This is a genomic window from Vibrio sp. ES.051, from assembly GCF_002563795.1.
In the GTDB taxonomy this organism is placed as follows: domain Bacteria; phylum Pseudomonadota; class Gammaproteobacteria; order Enterobacterales; family Vibrionaceae; genus Vibrio.
Map to the genome: position 1 here is coordinate 1,023,837 of NZ_PDJL01000004.1, position 14,299 is coordinate 1,038,135.

Sequence of the window (14,299 nt, forward strand, 5' to 3'; positions counted from 1 at the left end):
ATGTCGACATTTTTTATAGCTGGACCATTGATTGTCTTTTTAATCTTTGTCGCTCCACTATGGCTCTTTTTACACTATCGCAGTAAGCGCAAAACAGATAGTGCTCTGTCGAGCCAAGATTTAGAGCGTCTTCAGGTACTGTCTGAAAAAGCGGAAGCGATGCAGTCTCGAGTTGATACACTGGAGCGCATCTTAGACGCAGAATCGCCGACGTGGAGACGTAAATATGAATAAACGAGAACTGTACCGTGACCCTGTAAATGGGAAAATCTCAGGTGTTTGTGCCGGGATTGCAAACTACTTTGGTACGGAAGTTTGGTTGATTCGTATTGTTGTTATTTCCGCAGCGCTTCTCGGTGGGACGTTTTTAATCTTACTTGCGTACGTTGCGATGGCGTTTATGTTAGAAAAGCAGCCAATAACTTACTCCGCGAATATAAAGGCGCAGCAAGAGCACACGCTTAAAAGCAAACCATGGCAAAAAGGCCAAAGTCCTGACCAATTACTCAATGTTCTAGAGCGTGATTTTGAGCGTCTGGATAGTAAAATTCGTAATATGGAAGCGTACGTGACTTCCGATACCTTTAGGGTAAACCGAGAGTTCAGTAAGCTCTAAATACACCACGCGAAAGAACAACAAATACAAAGCAGGCGTCACGCCTGCTTTCTTATCACAAATCACTAATTTAGAGCATTATTAACTAGTTATAATCTGGCAGCTAACCCACTGTTCATCTACTTTAAAAGTAACCTCCCTAATCTTGTGGATGAATATAATGAGAAAAATGCTTATTCCGATAGCTGTTACGGCTGTTTTGTCGGGTTGTGGTAAAGAGCTTCCTCCCGTCCCTGAGCCAGAATCTCGTCCCGCTAAACTTTTTACTGTTTCTGTTGGCAACGCCCATTTTGAACGTTATTTTCCTGCCACAACAGATGCTGGTGACAAAGCTGTATTAACATTTCGTGTGCCCGGTTTGCTTCAAACCATTGAGGTGAATGAAGGTCAAGTAGTTAACAAAGGCCATGTTTTAGCCTCACTAAACCCAGATGAATATTCCCTTCTTGAACAACAAGCCAGAGCTAACTTTGCCCTCGCCGATGTGCAGTACAAACGCTATAAAAAACTGCGCAAAGATCAGGTAGTCTCAGAACAAGATTTTGATGAAGCAAAAGCCAATCATAATTCAGCCAAAGCTCAGTGGGACCAAGCAAAAGCAAATTTGAGATACACCAAGCTCATCGCTCCGTATGACGGAACCATTTCTTATGTACCAGCAGAAAATCATGAATATGTTACCGCGAAAGAAGGGGTGATGAATATTCAGTCCAATCAAGTGATGAAGGTGATATTTTACATCCCCGATTACTTATTAAACCGTTACACAAAAGGTAGCGATGTGTCAGCCAGAATGGTGTTTGATGCCTTTCCTGAACAATCTTTTGATTTGACTTTCCAAGAAATAGATACAGAAGCCGATCCTAAAACGGGCAGTTATAAAATAACCATGGTCATGGCACGATCATCGGACTTAGGCATCCTCCCGGGCATGTCTGGCAATGCTTACCTTCTTTCCCAAAACGCTGACGTGACGAAAGTTCCGGATTCCGCACTACTGCGAGAGAATGGCAAAACCTATGTTTGGCGAGTGGATGAACAGGGCATTGTTGCAAAAGCGGCGATTGAGGTGAATGACAAACGTCAGATACTACAAGGGCTGAATGATGGTGACCAGATCATCATTTCTGGAGTGGATGTCATTGAACCTGGCATTAAAGTAAGAGCGTGGGTCAAGGAGCGAGGATTATAGTATGAAAGGAATCAGAAGTTCCCTGTGTCTCTGCTTTGCATTGTTGCTTGTTGGCTGTGGAGAAAAAGCGCCAGATAAAGAGGTAGAAACACCACGAGTCAGAATTGCTTCATTAGAAGGAAGTAAAGTCGACGATAACCTGTATTTTCCTGCGGTAGCGAATGCTGCTGATCGCTCTCACTTAAGTTTTAGAGTCGCCGGAGAAGTCAGCCGCGTCATGGTTAGAGAAGGAGACAAGGTGAGCAAAGGTGACGTTATCGCGACTTTAGATCCAACGGACTATAAGTTGGTGGTTGATAATGCTACCGCACGGTTTTCGGTTGTGGACAGCCAATATCGTCGTTCTCGCCCTCTTGTCGATAAAGGTCTATTAGCCAAGTCACAGTTTGATGAGATTGCAGCGCAGCGACAAATCGCCTTGGCTGAGCTGGATTTGGCCAAGCTTCGTTTATCGTTTACCACATTAAAAGCCCCTGTCGATGGAGTAATTTCCCGAGTGAATATCGATCAATTTGAGAACGTACAGGTCGGCCAATACATTGTGAATATCCACAGCTTAGAGCGAGTTGAAGTCCTCATCCAACTTGCTGACCGACTGTATGTGAAGCAGCCGCCGATGGAAGATCGACTTACATCGATTAACGCGGTTGTGCGTGTGCCAAGTGGTAATGAATACAATGCTACCGTTAAAGAGTTCACTACCGAACCAGAGCCAGCCACAGGAACGTTCACCGTCACACTTTCGCTGCCTATGCCGGAGCAAGAATACATTCTAGATGGGATGGCCGTGGAAGTGACATCAAAAGACAAGAACATCGGCCTCGAATTAGACGTTGGAATTAACGTCCCGATCGAAGCGATTTTTAATGCAGACGGCGATGGGCTTGGTCGCGATAATAAATTTGTGTGGGTGCTGAATGAGGATAGGACGATATCTCGCAAACAGGTTCGTACGGGCAAGGCCTCCAAAACATCGATTCAGGTCCTTGAGGGGCTAGAACTTAATGACGAAGTAGTTGTTGCGGGTATTTCTAGACTAAGAGATGGCATGAAAGTGGAAGTGATAAAAGAATCGACTAAACAGGAGGCCGGTCTATGAGTGAGCTAAATAAGACTGCGCCTCAAAGTGATGATGACGTAACGGGCGTTGCAGCGTACTTTATCCGAAACCGAGTGATCAGTTGGATGGTGGCGCTGATCTTTTTAATTGGTGGTGTTGCCGCATTCTTTGGTTTGGGGCGTCTTGAAGACCCAGCATTTACTATCAAAGATGCAATGGTTGTGACGTCATACCCAGGGGCAGCACCTCAACAAGTAGAGGAAGAGGTTACCTATCCAATAGAAAAAGCGGTTCAGCAACTGACGTACGTCGATGAAGTGAATTCGATCTCCAGCCGAGGCTTGTCGCAAATCACCGTAACAATGAAGAACAATTATGGCCCAGATGATCTTCCGCAAATTTGGGATGAGTTGCGCCGAAAAGTGAATGATCTCAAAGGGACCTTACCGCCAGGCGTAAATGAGCCCCAAGTCATTGATGATTTTGGTGATGTTTACGGCATTTTACTGGCCGTGACTGGTGACGGTTATAGCTATAAGGAGTTGCTTGATTATGTCGACTACTTACGTCGAGAGCTCGAACTTGTTAATGGTGTGAGTAAAGTTTCGGTTTCTGGTCAGCAACAAGAGCAAGTATTCATTGAAGTTTCGATGAAGAAACTGAGCAGTATTGGCTTGTCACCAAATACAGTGTTCAATCTTCTTTCGACGCAAAACGTGGTCTCTGATGCGGGGGCGATCAGAATCGGTGATGAATATATCAGGATCCAGCCAACGGGCGAGTTTCAAAGCGTTGATGAACTGGGTGATTTGTTGATCACCGAGTCCGGCGCGCAGGGATTGATCTTCTTAAAGGATGTGGCGGAAATAAAACGCGGTTATGTCGAAGTTCCGAGTAATATCATCAACTTTAATGGCAGTTTAGCTCTCAATGTTGGTATTTCTTTTGCGGAAGGCGTTAACGTTGTTGAAGTTGGAAAAGCGTTTGATCATCGACTAGCAGAGCTGAAATATCAGCAACCGATAGGGATCGAAATATCGGAAATTTATAGTCAACCCAAAGAAGTAGATAAATCGGTCAGTGGCTTCGTCATTAGCCTCGCTCAAGCGGTTGGGATCGTTATTATCGTTCTGTTGTTTTTCATGGGGTTACGTTCTGGGCTTTTGATTGGCCTTATCTTGCTACTGACGGTGCTGGGAACGTTTATCTTCATGAAATACTTGGCGATTGATCTACAACGTATCTCTTTAGGTGCGTTAGTCATCGCGCTGGGGATGCTGGTGGATAACGCCATCGTAGTCGTTGAAGGCATATTAATTGGCACGCAAAAAGGGCGAACTCGATTACAAGCCGCCACCGATATTGTTACCCAGACTAAATGGCCTTTGCTTGGGGCAACTGTCATTGCGGTAACCGCATTTGCCCCAATAGGCCTATCTGAAGATTCGACGGGTGAATATTGTGGCACCCTGTTTACAGTATTGCTTATTTCCTTGATGCTCAGTTGGTTTACAGCGATCTCATTGACACCATTTTTCGCTGATATTTTCTTTAAAGGTCAGAAAATTAAACAAGGAGAAGGGGAGGAGAATGACCCTTACAATGGGGTTGTTTTTGTCTTATACAAAAAGTTCCTCGAATTTTGCATGCGCCGAGCTTGGTTCACCGTTGTCGTGTTAGTTGCCGGGCTTGCTGTGAGTGTTTATGGGTTCACTTTTGTGAAACAAGCATTCTTTCCATCATCAACGACCCCGATCTTCCAATTAGACGTATGGTTGCCAGAAGGTTCTGATATTCGAGCTACCAACGCGACGTTGAAAGAATTGGATAGCTGGTTGGCAAAGCAAGAACATGTTGACCACATCACCACAACGGCAGGCAAAGGCTTACAGCGTTTTATGTTAACGTATGCGCCTGAAAAAAGTTATGCTTCATACGGTGAAATAACTGCTCGCATGGACAATTACGAGGCGTTGGCTCCGTTAATGGTGAATTTCCGACAACACTTAACAGCCAATTACCCAGAAATTAACTACAAATTGAAGCAGATTGAATTAGGCCCTGGTGGCGGCGCAAAAATTGAAGCGAGAGTGATTGGTTCTGATCCAACGGTTCTTCGTACTATCGCGGCTAAGATCATGGACATCATGTACGCCGATCCGGAGGCAACGAACATCAGGCATGACTGGCGTGAACGTACTCAAGTCCTTGAGCCTCAGTTTAATGAAAGCCAAGCGCGTCGTTATGGAATTACGAAGTCGGATGTGGATGATTTCTTATCCATGTCTTTTTCTGGCAAGACGATTGGTATTTATCGCGATGGTACAACCTTGATGCCAATCGTGGCTCGATTACCAGAAGATGAGCGTATTGATATTCGTAATATCGAGGGAATGAAAATATGGAGTCCAGCACAGAGCGAGTTTATCCCATTGCAACAGGTGACAATGGGATACGATATGCGCTGGGAAGATCCAATCATCGTGCGTAAAAACCGTAAGCGTATGCTGACGGTCATGGCTGATCCAGATATTCTCAGTGAAGAAACCGCGTCAACACTGCAAAAACGCTTACAACCACAAATAGAAGCCATCGAAATGCCACCAGGCTATTCATTGGAGTGGGGCGGTGAATACGAGTCTTCTGGAGACGCCCAAGAGTCGCTGTTTACCACCATGCCGATGGGCTATTTGTTCATGTTCTTGGTCACGGTGTTCTTGTTTAATTCTATCAAAGAGCCGCTAATCGTTTGGTTAACGGTGCCTTTGGCACTGATAGGGGTAACGACGGGCTTGTTGGTTTTAGATACGCCATTTGGTTTTATGGCGCTTCTGGGCTTCTTGAGCTTATCGGGCATGGTACTGAAAAATGGTATCGTGTTGCTCGATCAAATAGAGATTGAAATGAAATCAGGTAAAGAAGCCTATGATGCGGTAGTTGATGCGGCTGTGAGTCGTGTGCGGCCAGTATGTATGGCGGCAATCACCACCATTCTAGGGATGATTCCGTTGCTACCGGATATCTTCTTCAAGCCAATGGCAGTAACAATTATGTTTGGTTTGGGTTTTGCGACTGTTCTGACACTTATTGTCGTGCCAGTGTTGTATCGTCTATTCCACAAAGTGGCAGTGCCACAGTAACCATAATGCAAATTTTGAGCGCCTCTAGCTGGTGGGCTAGAGGCGTTTTTATAAGGACAAGTAATGATGACAGAGCACAAAACCTGCGCTTGGGCGATGAATCACCCTTTAGAGCGAGAATACCATGATGCTGAATGGGGAGTGCCTGTGTATGACGATAAAGTATTATTTGAATTCATTACGCTTGAGGGGGCACAAGCTGGCCTTAGTTGGCTTACCATTTTGAAGAAACGGACAGGCTATCGCGAAGCATTTGAGCATTATGATTTGGATGTGTTAGTTCACCGTGATGAGGAACGAACTGAATTCATCGTTGAAAACTTTGATGTAGTTAAACATCGTGGGAAAATTAACTCCGTATTCGCTAACGCGAAGGCCGCAAAAGAGTTAATAGCAGAATATGGCAGTTTATCCGAAGCTTTATGGCAGTTTGTTGATGGCCAAACAATCGTAAACCATTGGCAAGATATGAATGAGGTGCCAGCCTCAACCGAGCAATCTAGAGCCATGAGCAAATTCTTGAAAAAGAAAGGCTTTAAGTTTGTCGGTGAGACCATTTGCTACGCTTTTATGCAGGCGGTTGGTATGGTTGATGACCATCTAGTTGGGTGCCCGAAGAAACAAAACCAATAGCATTTGGTAACGAGCACGTTATTACAGAGAATGCACATTAATGATAAAAAAGCCCTGCACGGCAGGGCGATTCAATGAATGATTACATTGAGGCTTCTTTTTCAAGAACTAGCGCATTGTATCGTGCAAATCCAGCCTCTAGGTCAGAAATCAAATCATCCACATCTTCTAGGCCGATATGAATCCGTATAAGTGTCCCTTCAAAGTGCGGGTGTGCGACGGTACGCAAGCTATTAAAGCTCTTAGGCTCATTAGCAAGAATTAGACTCTCAAAGCCTCCCCAAGAGTAACCCATACTAAAGTGTTTCATGCCATCAAGCAGGGCCGTGGTGGCTTTTGGACAGGACGTTTTGAGAATGAATGAAAACAAACCGTTACCGCCAGTAAAGTCACGTGTGAAAAACTCGTGGCCAGGACAGGTTTCTAAAGCAGGATGACGAACATGATCGACTTCTGGGCGAGCGGCTAACCATTTCGCCACTTTCAAGCTACTTTCGGCATGTTGGCGGAGGCGGACATCCAACGTTCGGATACCACGTAGGCCTAAGTAAGCGTCGTCAGGAGAGACGCACTGACCCATCAAGTAACTTTGTTCACGCAATTGGTCCCAATACTTCTCTGATGCGACGGCAGTACCCAACATGACATCAGAGTGACCAACAATGTATTTCGTTGCTGCTTGAATAGAGATGTCGACACCGTGTGCAAATGGTGAGAAGTTCACACCCGCTCCCCATGTATTATCTAACATCACGATAATATCATGTTCATGAGCAATACGAGCCAGCGTTGGTACATCCTGCACTTCCATTGTGACTGAGCCCGGAGACTCAAGGAAAAGCACTTTGGTGTTTGGCTGAATTAAATCGCGGATACCTTCACCAATCATCGGGTCGTAGTATGTGGTTTCAATGCCCATTTTCTTCATAATGGTATTGCAAAATTCACGCGTCGGTTCGTAACACGTATCCACCATTAGAATGTGATCGCCTGTTTCGACAAAAGACAGAATGGTGTTGGAAATCGCCGCGGTTCCACATGGGTAGAGAGCACATCCTGCTCCCCCTTCGATCTCGACCATCGCATCCTGAAAAGCAAAGTGCGTGTTCGTGCCTCGGCGTCCGTAGAATAAGGTTTTATTTGTACGGTTGATCGTTGCCTGGTTTTTCTCTGCGACGGTATTGAATACAACCGTTGAAGCGCGCTGAACTGGGGGGTTTACAACACCGTTAGTCCACTTTTTATTGCGGCCAGCGGTAATGAGTTTGGTTTTTTTTCCTTCTGACATAAAGATTCCCTATCTAAATGAAACGATTTCTTTATTTAAAACATGGACCATCGTTCGTTTGCAAGGGAAAAGTCGTATATAGCCATAGAGCCTCGAAGATTATGGTTTACACAACTCGGCAATGAATTAAGCACCTTGATGATATTTAGGTGTAGGCACACCAGAGAAGATAGAAAAATCCCACACAAACGAGATCGGTGTGGGATTTGTCTTCAGCTCAAAAGGTTGGATACAGAGACTTTATAACAGCGGGTTGAAAAGGTAGAAAACCCGCTCTAAGAATCGAGAAAGTAGACTTCTCTTTTCCCAATCTTTTTGCACAATGGAATGAGATTGTTTGATGTAGTTATCCTGTAGCCATGACATCTGCTTAGTGAACTCTTCATCATCCACTGCCAATGTCACTTCAAAGTTCAACCATAAACTACGCATATCCATGTTAACGGTACCAACCAAACAGAATTGTTCATCAATCACGACTGATTTAGAGTGAAGTAGGCCGCCGTAGAATTCATAAATTTTCACCCCCGCGCTCAGTAATTCACTGTAAAAGGCGCGTGAAGCCCATTGCACCATCATGGAGTCATTTTTGTGCGGAATAATTAACTCCACATCGATCCCGCGCTGCGCTGTCATCTTTAAAGTCTCCAGCAAATCAGTACTTGGGACGAAATACGGTGTGGTGATTCTGACGGAGCGATTGGCTTGGTTAATAGCAAGCGTGAGGACTTGGTAGATAAGGTATTCTGGCATCCCTGGTCCAGAGGGGACGACCTGAATTGGGTGCTGGAATTCTCGCTCATCTATTTTGCACTCTGGCAGCTTAGGTAGATGACGTTCGCCAGTTTCGACTTCCCAATCCCAACAGTGGATTGCGCTTAAAACGTTGACAGTTGGCCCAGTGATACGAACCATAATATCAACCCAATGGCCTACGCCGCTATTTTGTTTAAAGTAAGCGGGGTCGACAAGGTTCATTGAGCCAGTGTAAGCAATCTTATCATCAATCACGATGATTTTACGGTGCTGACGAAGATCGAGACGATGCAGGAAAATACGCCACATTTTTACTTCTAGCGCTTGGACAACCTCAATCCCTGCATCTTGCATCATTTTACACCAGTGACTTCTAAAGAAGCGTGGGCTGCCAGCAGAATCAAGCAGGAGCTTAACATCGACACCTCGTTTTGCGGCTTGTATTAGTGCTGAAGCCACAGAGTCGGCCAAACCACCAGGGTGCCAAATGTAGAACACCATGCGAATGCTTGTTTGGGCGTTTTCGATATCTTCAATGATGGAATGCAAGATCTCATTGGGCGAATGCTGTAATGACAGGGTATTACCACTAAGTGCAGGAAGGCCAAGGCGGTTGTTACAAAGCTCATCAATTCGATAGATATGTCGGCCCATCGTTTCTGGCTTGTGGGCATTACAATCATCCAGTTGGCTGAACCACTTTTGGAAGGGGGCAAACATTTTTTTTGCACGTTCAGCTCGCTTTCTACCTAAATTTAGTTCGCCAAAGAGGAAATAACATGCGACGCCAAGGACCGGAAGAATATAAATGATCATGAGCCAAGCTAAAGACACGCTGACAGCGCGTCGCTTTAAAACGACTCGGATAGTAATACCAGCGACCAACAACCAATATAGGCCGATGCTAGCTAGAGTAAGGAAATGATAAAACTTGTCCATATACGCTCAGAGTAATATGCCCTTCTAGGATATTAAGCATAAAAGTGGGTTGGGGGAAACAGATTTCCCATTACTAAGTGAGTTTGACCTTACATGAGGGATGAGTTTCGTAACAGGGGGTTCTGTTGTTTTAATGTGATATTCAAGGCCATTTTTTAACTTTCGAACAAAAAAGCAGCATTTAACCTGCGTAAGGTTACATTAGCACGATAAATATACTTTTTTGGGGTTCCAATTTTAATGGCTAACTGCTTTACTTGCTATACATAGTGCGTCAAACACTTGTTTTTCAAGTGTACAATAACTTTTACATTAACTTTTAGACGCCTATCTCTATGCATACACAACAACCTAATTTTGGAGAAAAAGCGTGGCTACAACTAATACAGCAGCACCACGTGATACGTGGGGGTCTAAACTAGGCTTCGTAATGGCAGCAGCGGGCTCCGCTGTTGGTTTAGGCAATATATGGAAATTCCCTTACACAGCAGGTGAGGGCGGCGGTGGTGCGTTCGTTGCGATCTACCTTTTCTTTGTTCTTTTTATCGGGTTTAGCGTAATGCTGACAGAATTCGCTATTGGTCGTAGAACTGGCCTGTCTGCCGTAGGAGCATTTAAAACAACCGATCGTCGCTGGACATTTACTGGCGTGATTGGTGTTTGCAGTGGTCTTTTGATCATGGGCTTTTACCCTGTCGTTGGCGGTTGGGCATTAGCTTACATTTTTAAAGTGGGTGGTGGCCTACTCAGTACCCCAGAAGCTATCGGAGATAGTTTTGGTGGCTTCATTTCTGATCCAATACAACCATTGATGTGGATGGGCATATATCTAGTCTTCAATGTGCTGATTGTCATGAAGGGGATCTCTGGTGGTATCGAAAAAGCGGGTAAGATTCTAATGCCGCTTTTATTCTTAATCCTGATCATTGTATCTGTGAAGGGCTTGATGTTGCCAGGTGCAATGGCGGGCCTAGAATTCTTGTTCATGCCAGATTTTTCTAAAGTAGACAGTAACGTCGTTCTTGCCGCTTTGGGGCAAGCTTTCTTCTCACTCAGCTTAGGTATGGGCTGTATGATGACTTACGGCTCTTATTTGAAGAAGAAAGAGAACCTGATACAAACCACGGGTATGGTCACCGCAATGGATACTGGCGTGGCGATTCTGGCGGGGGTTGCTATGTTCCCTGCGATGTTTGCATTCGGCATGGAGCCAGCGGCAGGTCCGGGTTTAGTGTTCGTCGTGGTACCTCAGCTATTTGCAGAAATGGGCGGTTTTATCGGGTTATTATTGGCATTGTTGTTCTTCATTGGTTTGACTGTGGCTGCGTTGACGTCTTCAGTTTCTCTGCTTGAGGTCGTTGTTTCTTATCTCATTGATGAGAAAGGCATGAAGCGTTCTAAGGCGGTTCTGTCGGCAAGTGCTGTAATGGCAACATTATGTATCTTTGCATCGCTATCGTTGGGAGGCATGGGGCCAACACTGTTTGGAACTGGTGCGTTTGATATCTTCGATTTATTAACAGATAAAATCTTCCTAGCGGTTGGCGGTATGTTGGTGTGTATTTTTGCTGGCTGGCGCTTAAATCGCGCTGAGTTAGAAAATGAGATCACGAATGATGGTGAAGTGTCATTCCCATTATTTGGCTTATGGTACAACCTCGTGAAATTCGTTATTCCTGTCGCGATTGCTATTGTCGCTTTCATGGGCATTAAGTCTGGCTTTGACAGCGGTAAAGGCGAAATTATGGTGCTTGGTATCGCAATTATTGGCCTTGCAGGGGTGCTTTCTAAGAAGCTATAGCGTAAGCCTCGATGGCTTTGTTCGATATCTTATGTATACTTCTGGCTCCAAACATGGAGCCAGTTTTTTATGTTCGATATCCTACATACCCACCCAGATTTTCTGATCGTCAATAAGCATCCTAATGTCTCTGTACACAAAGATGATGGTGACACGATGCTGGTGCAAGAAGTGGCAAAGCAGAGTGGTGACGATCAGCTTTATCTTGTTCACCGATTAGATAAAATGACATCGGGTATTTTGCTCCTCGGACGCAATGCCAGAGCCGCGAGTTTGTTGTCTCAAGCTTTTGCTGATCGCCAGGTGGAAAAGTTCTACCTAGCGATTGGTGCGAAAAAGCCTAAAAAGAAACAAGGTTTGGTCGTTGGTGATATGGAGCGTTCGCGCCGTTCATCATGGAAGCTTGTCAACAGCAAAAATAACCCAGCCGTCACCCAGTTTTTCTCTCTTGCGGCAGAGCCCGGAGAGCGCCTATTTTTATGTAAGCCACATACTGGTAAAACGCACCAAATTCGTGTGGCATTAAAGTCGATAGGGTCGGGTATTGTTGGCGATCCTATTTATAATGCGGGTAACGAAGCCGATCGTGGCTATCTGCATGCGTTCTCCCTGTGTTTCACTTATCAAGAGAAACTGTTCCGTTTTATCTGCGATCCACGAGATTACCAAGCACTCGGGAGTAAATGGCATTCCAAGGTTGTGTCTCAGGGCATTGACTCGTGGTTAAGTCCTTGGGAATTGAACTGGCCAACCATCAAATAAACATTTGAAAAAATAGATTAAGAGAACTCGATGCAAGCATCACAACTTCCGCTGTTTTTCCAGCATTTAGAAACCGAGCTCGCGCAAGCTCCGAATGAAATTCGTCGACTGTTTCATGGTCGTGGCCGTCGTTTTGAGGGTCTAGAGCAAATTACGAGTGACTGGTTACAAGGTCAGCTAATCATTAACTTGTTTAAAAAAGTGGATGATGTATTTCTTGCTGAACTCAAAAGCGGCCTAAATGCATTGGCACAATCACAACTGTGGGCAGATAAGCAAGGTCGCACCATGGTACTCCAGCACCGTTATGCTGATGGGGCGCCGTCAGAAGTTCTGTTTGGTGAACTAGACGCGCGTCCGGTTGTAGAAGAAAACGGCTTGAAATATCAGTTGGATATAGGCCGTAATCAGAACTTTGGATTGTTTTTGGATATGCGCTATGGTCGTGATTGGGTACGCGAACATGCCAAGCATAAAAACGTGCTTAACTTGTTTGCTTACACCTGTGGTTTTTCTGTCGCTGCCATTGCGGGTGGCGCGGATAAAGTTGTCAACGTAGACATGGCTAAAGCCTCTCTGGCTAAAGGGCGTGAAAACCATAAACTCAATGGTCACAACATCAACCAAGTCAGTTTTATGGGGCACGATATCTTTAAATCTTGGGGCAAGATTAAGAAGTCTGGTCAGTACGACTTGATCATCATTGACCCGCCTTCATTCCAGAAAGGCAGCTTTGCGCTTACTAAAGACTACAAAAAGATTTTACGTCGATTGCCGGATTTGTTGACAGAGGGCGGTCAAGTGATGGCATGTGTGAACTCGCCATCTGTGACGAGTGACTTCTTGATTGAAAGCATGCAAGAAGAAGCGCCAGAGCTGACGTTCCGCGAGCGTCTGGATAACCCGCCAGAATTTATGGACGTGGACAGCGAAGCGGCATTGAAAGTGTTGCTGTTTAGCTAAAAGACTTCTGTCGCAACAGAAGCAAAATCAAAAAAAAGCGCCGCGAAACATCTAGACAGACGTATCGCGGCGCTTTTTGTATTTGGAGAACTAACCAATCTGCACTTCAAGATCCGCTTCGATGGTTGATGAGCAAGCGAGGACATAACCTTGTTCAATTTCTTCTGGCGTCAATGTTTCAAGGCTGGTGGAAGAGACGCTGCCTTTACGAACCTTGCATTTGCATGAGCCACAAATGCCGCTGCGACAAGCCACGATAAGTGGTAAGCCCGCGCCTTCAAGTGCATCAGCCAACACTTGACCTTTTGGCGCATCAATCGTTTGAGCAAAATCGGGAACGAAGACACTGACCGTTTCGTCTAATGCTTCTGGTTGTTCACTGGTAGCAGGTGTAAAACTTTCTTGGTAAAAGTTCGCCATGTCAAAACCGAGTTCACTCAAATAGCCGCGCACATCTTGCATGAATTGACTTGGACCACACAGGTAAACGGTACGTTGTTTGAAATCTGGGACGAGATCTTGCAGCCAGTCGGCGTTCAAACGACCTTGCGGATGTGATGTCCCGCCGTTATTTTTCAGCAATAGCGTTAACTGAAAATTGGGATACACGGCGTCGAATGTTTCCAATTGGTCGTAGTAAATCGTCTCTTCTGGGCTGCGTGCAATATGCAGAAATGCGATATCAACGTCGTTATCGTTCTCATCCGGATGACTCAGCCAGTGTTTCGCCATGGAATACACCGGAGTTACACCGCAACCGGCACTAATGAGCAGTGCTTTGTTTTTTCCATTATATTGAATAGGAGGGTGATCAATGCAGTTAAAATCCCCCGTAGGCGGTAGTGCTTGTACCGTATCGCCAAGTAATAGAGAGTCAATGATGAAGTTGGACACCTTGCCACCTGCAACTCGCTTTATGGTTAGCTGAAGATGATCGTCTTCGTTGATAGAGCTGATTGAATAGGCACGAAATTCCATTTTCCCATCGATTTCAACACCTAAGTTAATAAACTGACCAGGCTTAAACTGAAACAGGAGTAACTCTGTTAGTTCGGCTAATTGAATGCTGACGGTATCATGAGTTTCGAAGTATTTGTCGATACAGCGGAGCGTAACAGGTTGGTTGCCTTGCCATTCAAAAAACATAAT

At 45.1% G+C, this 14,299-nt stretch carries 12 protein-coding genes; 9 read left to right on the forward strand and 3 right to left on the reverse strand.

Annotation, left to right across the window (positions count from 1 at the left end):
• From pspB to ATG66_RS11230, 6 genes are all read left to right on the forward strand, one after another.
• Positions 1–234, forward strand: coding sequence for an envelope stress response membrane protein PspB (pspB, locus tag ATG66_RS11205; protein ID WP_098415374.1), 234 nt, complete (start codon positions 1–3; stop codon positions 232–234).
• Positions 227–616 (forward strand): envelope stress response membrane protein PspC, encoded by a 390-nt coding sequence (gene pspC / locus ATG66_RS11210; RefSeq protein WP_098415375.1) that lies wholly within the window; start codon positions 227–229, stop codon positions 614–616. The genes pspB and pspC overlap by 8 nt, the downstream gene beginning before the upstream one ends.
• A 160-nt stretch (positions 617–776) precedes the next feature.
• Entirely contained in the window at positions 777–1,808 is a 1,032-nt protein-coding gene (locus ATG66_RS11215; RefSeq protein WP_098415376.1) for an efflux RND transporter periplasmic adaptor subunit, read from the forward strand.
• Position 1,809: 1 nt separating this feature from the next.
• On the forward strand, positions 1,810–2,907 hold the full coding sequence (locus ATG66_RS11220) for an efflux RND transporter periplasmic adaptor subunit (protein ID WP_098415377.1): 1,098 nt from the start codon (positions 1,810–1,812) through the stop codon (positions 2,905–2,907).
• Complete coding sequence (vmeI, locus tag ATG66_RS11225; RefSeq protein ID WP_098415378.1) at positions 2,904–6,008, forward strand: efflux RND transporter permease subunit VmeI; 3,105 nt, start codon at positions 2,904–2,906, stop codon at positions 6,006–6,008. The genes ATG66_RS11220 and vmeI overlap by 4 nt, the downstream gene beginning before the upstream one ends.
• A gap of 66 nt (positions 6,009–6,074) precedes the next feature.
• Positions 6,075–6,641 carry a DNA-3-methyladenine glycosylase I gene (locus ATG66_RS11230; protein ID WP_098415900.1) on the forward strand — a complete coding sequence of 189 codons (567 nt, stop codon included), beginning with the start codon at positions 6,075–6,077 and terminating at the stop codon, positions 6,639–6,641.
• A gap of 82 nt (positions 6,642–6,723) precedes the next feature.
• On the opposite strand, the gene ATG66_RS11235 is transcribed toward ATG66_RS11230, so the two are convergent.
• The gene (locus ATG66_RS11235; RefSeq protein WP_098415379.1) at positions 6,724–7,929 is read right to left on the reverse strand and encodes a cystathionine beta-lyase; all 1,206 of its coding nucleotides are present in this window, start codon (positions 7,927–7,929) and stop codon (positions 6,724–6,726) included.
• Between the two features lie 240 nt (positions 7,930–8,169).
• Entirely contained in the window at positions 8,170–9,624 is a 1,455-nt protein-coding gene (gene cls, locus ATG66_RS11240) for a cardiolipin synthase (RefSeq protein ID WP_098415380.1), read from the reverse strand.
• 430 nt (positions 9,625–10,054) lie between these two features.
• Here cls and ATG66_RS11245 point away from each other — a divergent pair, with 430 nt between their 5' ends.
• The 3 genes from ATG66_RS11245 (at position 10,055) to ATG66_RS11255 (ending at position 13,150) form a co-directional block, all read left to right on the forward strand.
• On the forward strand, positions 10,055–11,425 hold the full coding sequence (locus ATG66_RS11245) for a sodium-dependent transporter (RefSeq protein WP_257145750.1): 1,371 nt from the start codon (positions 10,055–10,057) through the stop codon (positions 11,423–11,425).
• A 69-nt stretch (positions 11,426–11,494) separates the two neighbouring features.
• Positions 11,495–12,187: a TIGR01621 family pseudouridine synthase gene (locus tag ATG66_RS11250; RefSeq protein WP_098415382.1), complete on the forward strand. Its 693-nt coding sequence runs from the start codon at positions 11,495–11,497 to the stop codon at positions 12,185–12,187.
• 30 nt (positions 12,188–12,217) lie between these two features.
• Positions 12,218–13,150, forward strand: coding sequence for a class I SAM-dependent methyltransferase (locus ATG66_RS11255; RefSeq protein ID WP_098415383.1), 933 nt, complete (start codon positions 12,218–12,220; stop codon positions 13,148–13,150).
• 90 nt (positions 13,151–13,240) lie between these two features.
• On the opposite strand, the gene ATG66_RS11260 is transcribed toward ATG66_RS11255, so the two are convergent.
• Positions 13,241–14,296: a hybrid-cluster NAD(P)-dependent oxidoreductase gene (locus tag ATG66_RS11260; protein WP_098415384.1), complete on the reverse strand. Its 1,056-nt coding sequence runs from the start codon at positions 14,294–14,296 to the stop codon at positions 13,241–13,243.
• Between the last annotated feature and the right edge of the window lie 3 nt (positions 14,297–14,299).

Excerpts from the sequence above, each read along its gene's own strand:
- pspB (WP_098415374.1), top strand. The coding sequence starts at position 1 with ATGTCGACATTTTTTATAGCTGGACCATTGATTGTCTTTTTAATCTTT.
- pspC (WP_098415375.1), top strand. The coding sequence starts at position 227 with ATGAATAAACGAGAACTGTACCGTGACCCTGTAAATGGGAAAATCTCA.
- ATG66_RS11215 (WP_098415376.1), top strand. The coding sequence starts at position 777 with ATGAGAAAAATGCTTATTCCGATAGCTGTTACGGCTGTTTTGTCGGGT.
- ATG66_RS11220 (WP_098415377.1), top strand. The coding sequence starts at position 1,810 with ATGAAAGGAATCAGAAGTTCCCTGTGTCTCTGCTTTGCATTGTTGCTT.
- vmeI (WP_098415378.1), top strand. The coding sequence starts at position 2,904 with ATGAGTGAGCTAAATAAGACTGCGCCTCAAAGTGATGATGACGTAACG.
- ATG66_RS11230 (WP_098415900.1), top strand. The coding sequence starts at position 6,075 with ATGACAGAGCACAAAACCTGCGCTTGGGCGATGAATCACCCTTTAGAG.
- ATG66_RS11235 (WP_098415379.1), bottom strand. The coding sequence starts at position 7,929 with ATGTCAGAAGGAAAAAAAACCAAACTCATTACCGCTGGCCGCAATAAA.
- cls (WP_098415380.1), bottom strand. The coding sequence starts at position 9,624 with ATGGACAAGTTTTATCATTTCCTTACTCTAGCTAGCATCGGCCTATAT.
- ATG66_RS11245 (WP_257145750.1), top strand. The coding sequence starts at position 10,055 with ATGGCAGCAGCGGGCTCCGCTGTTGGTTTAGGCAATATATGGAAATTC.
- ATG66_RS11250 (WP_098415382.1), top strand. The coding sequence starts at position 11,495 with ATGTTCGATATCCTACATACCCACCCAGATTTTCTGATCGTCAATAAG.
- ATG66_RS11255 (WP_098415383.1), top strand. The coding sequence starts at position 12,218 with ATGCAAGCATCACAACTTCCGCTGTTTTTCCAGCATTTAGAAACCGAG.
- ATG66_RS11260 (WP_098415384.1), bottom strand. The coding sequence starts at position 14,296 with ATGTTTTTTGAATGGCAAGGCAACCAACCTGTTACGCTCCGCTGTATC.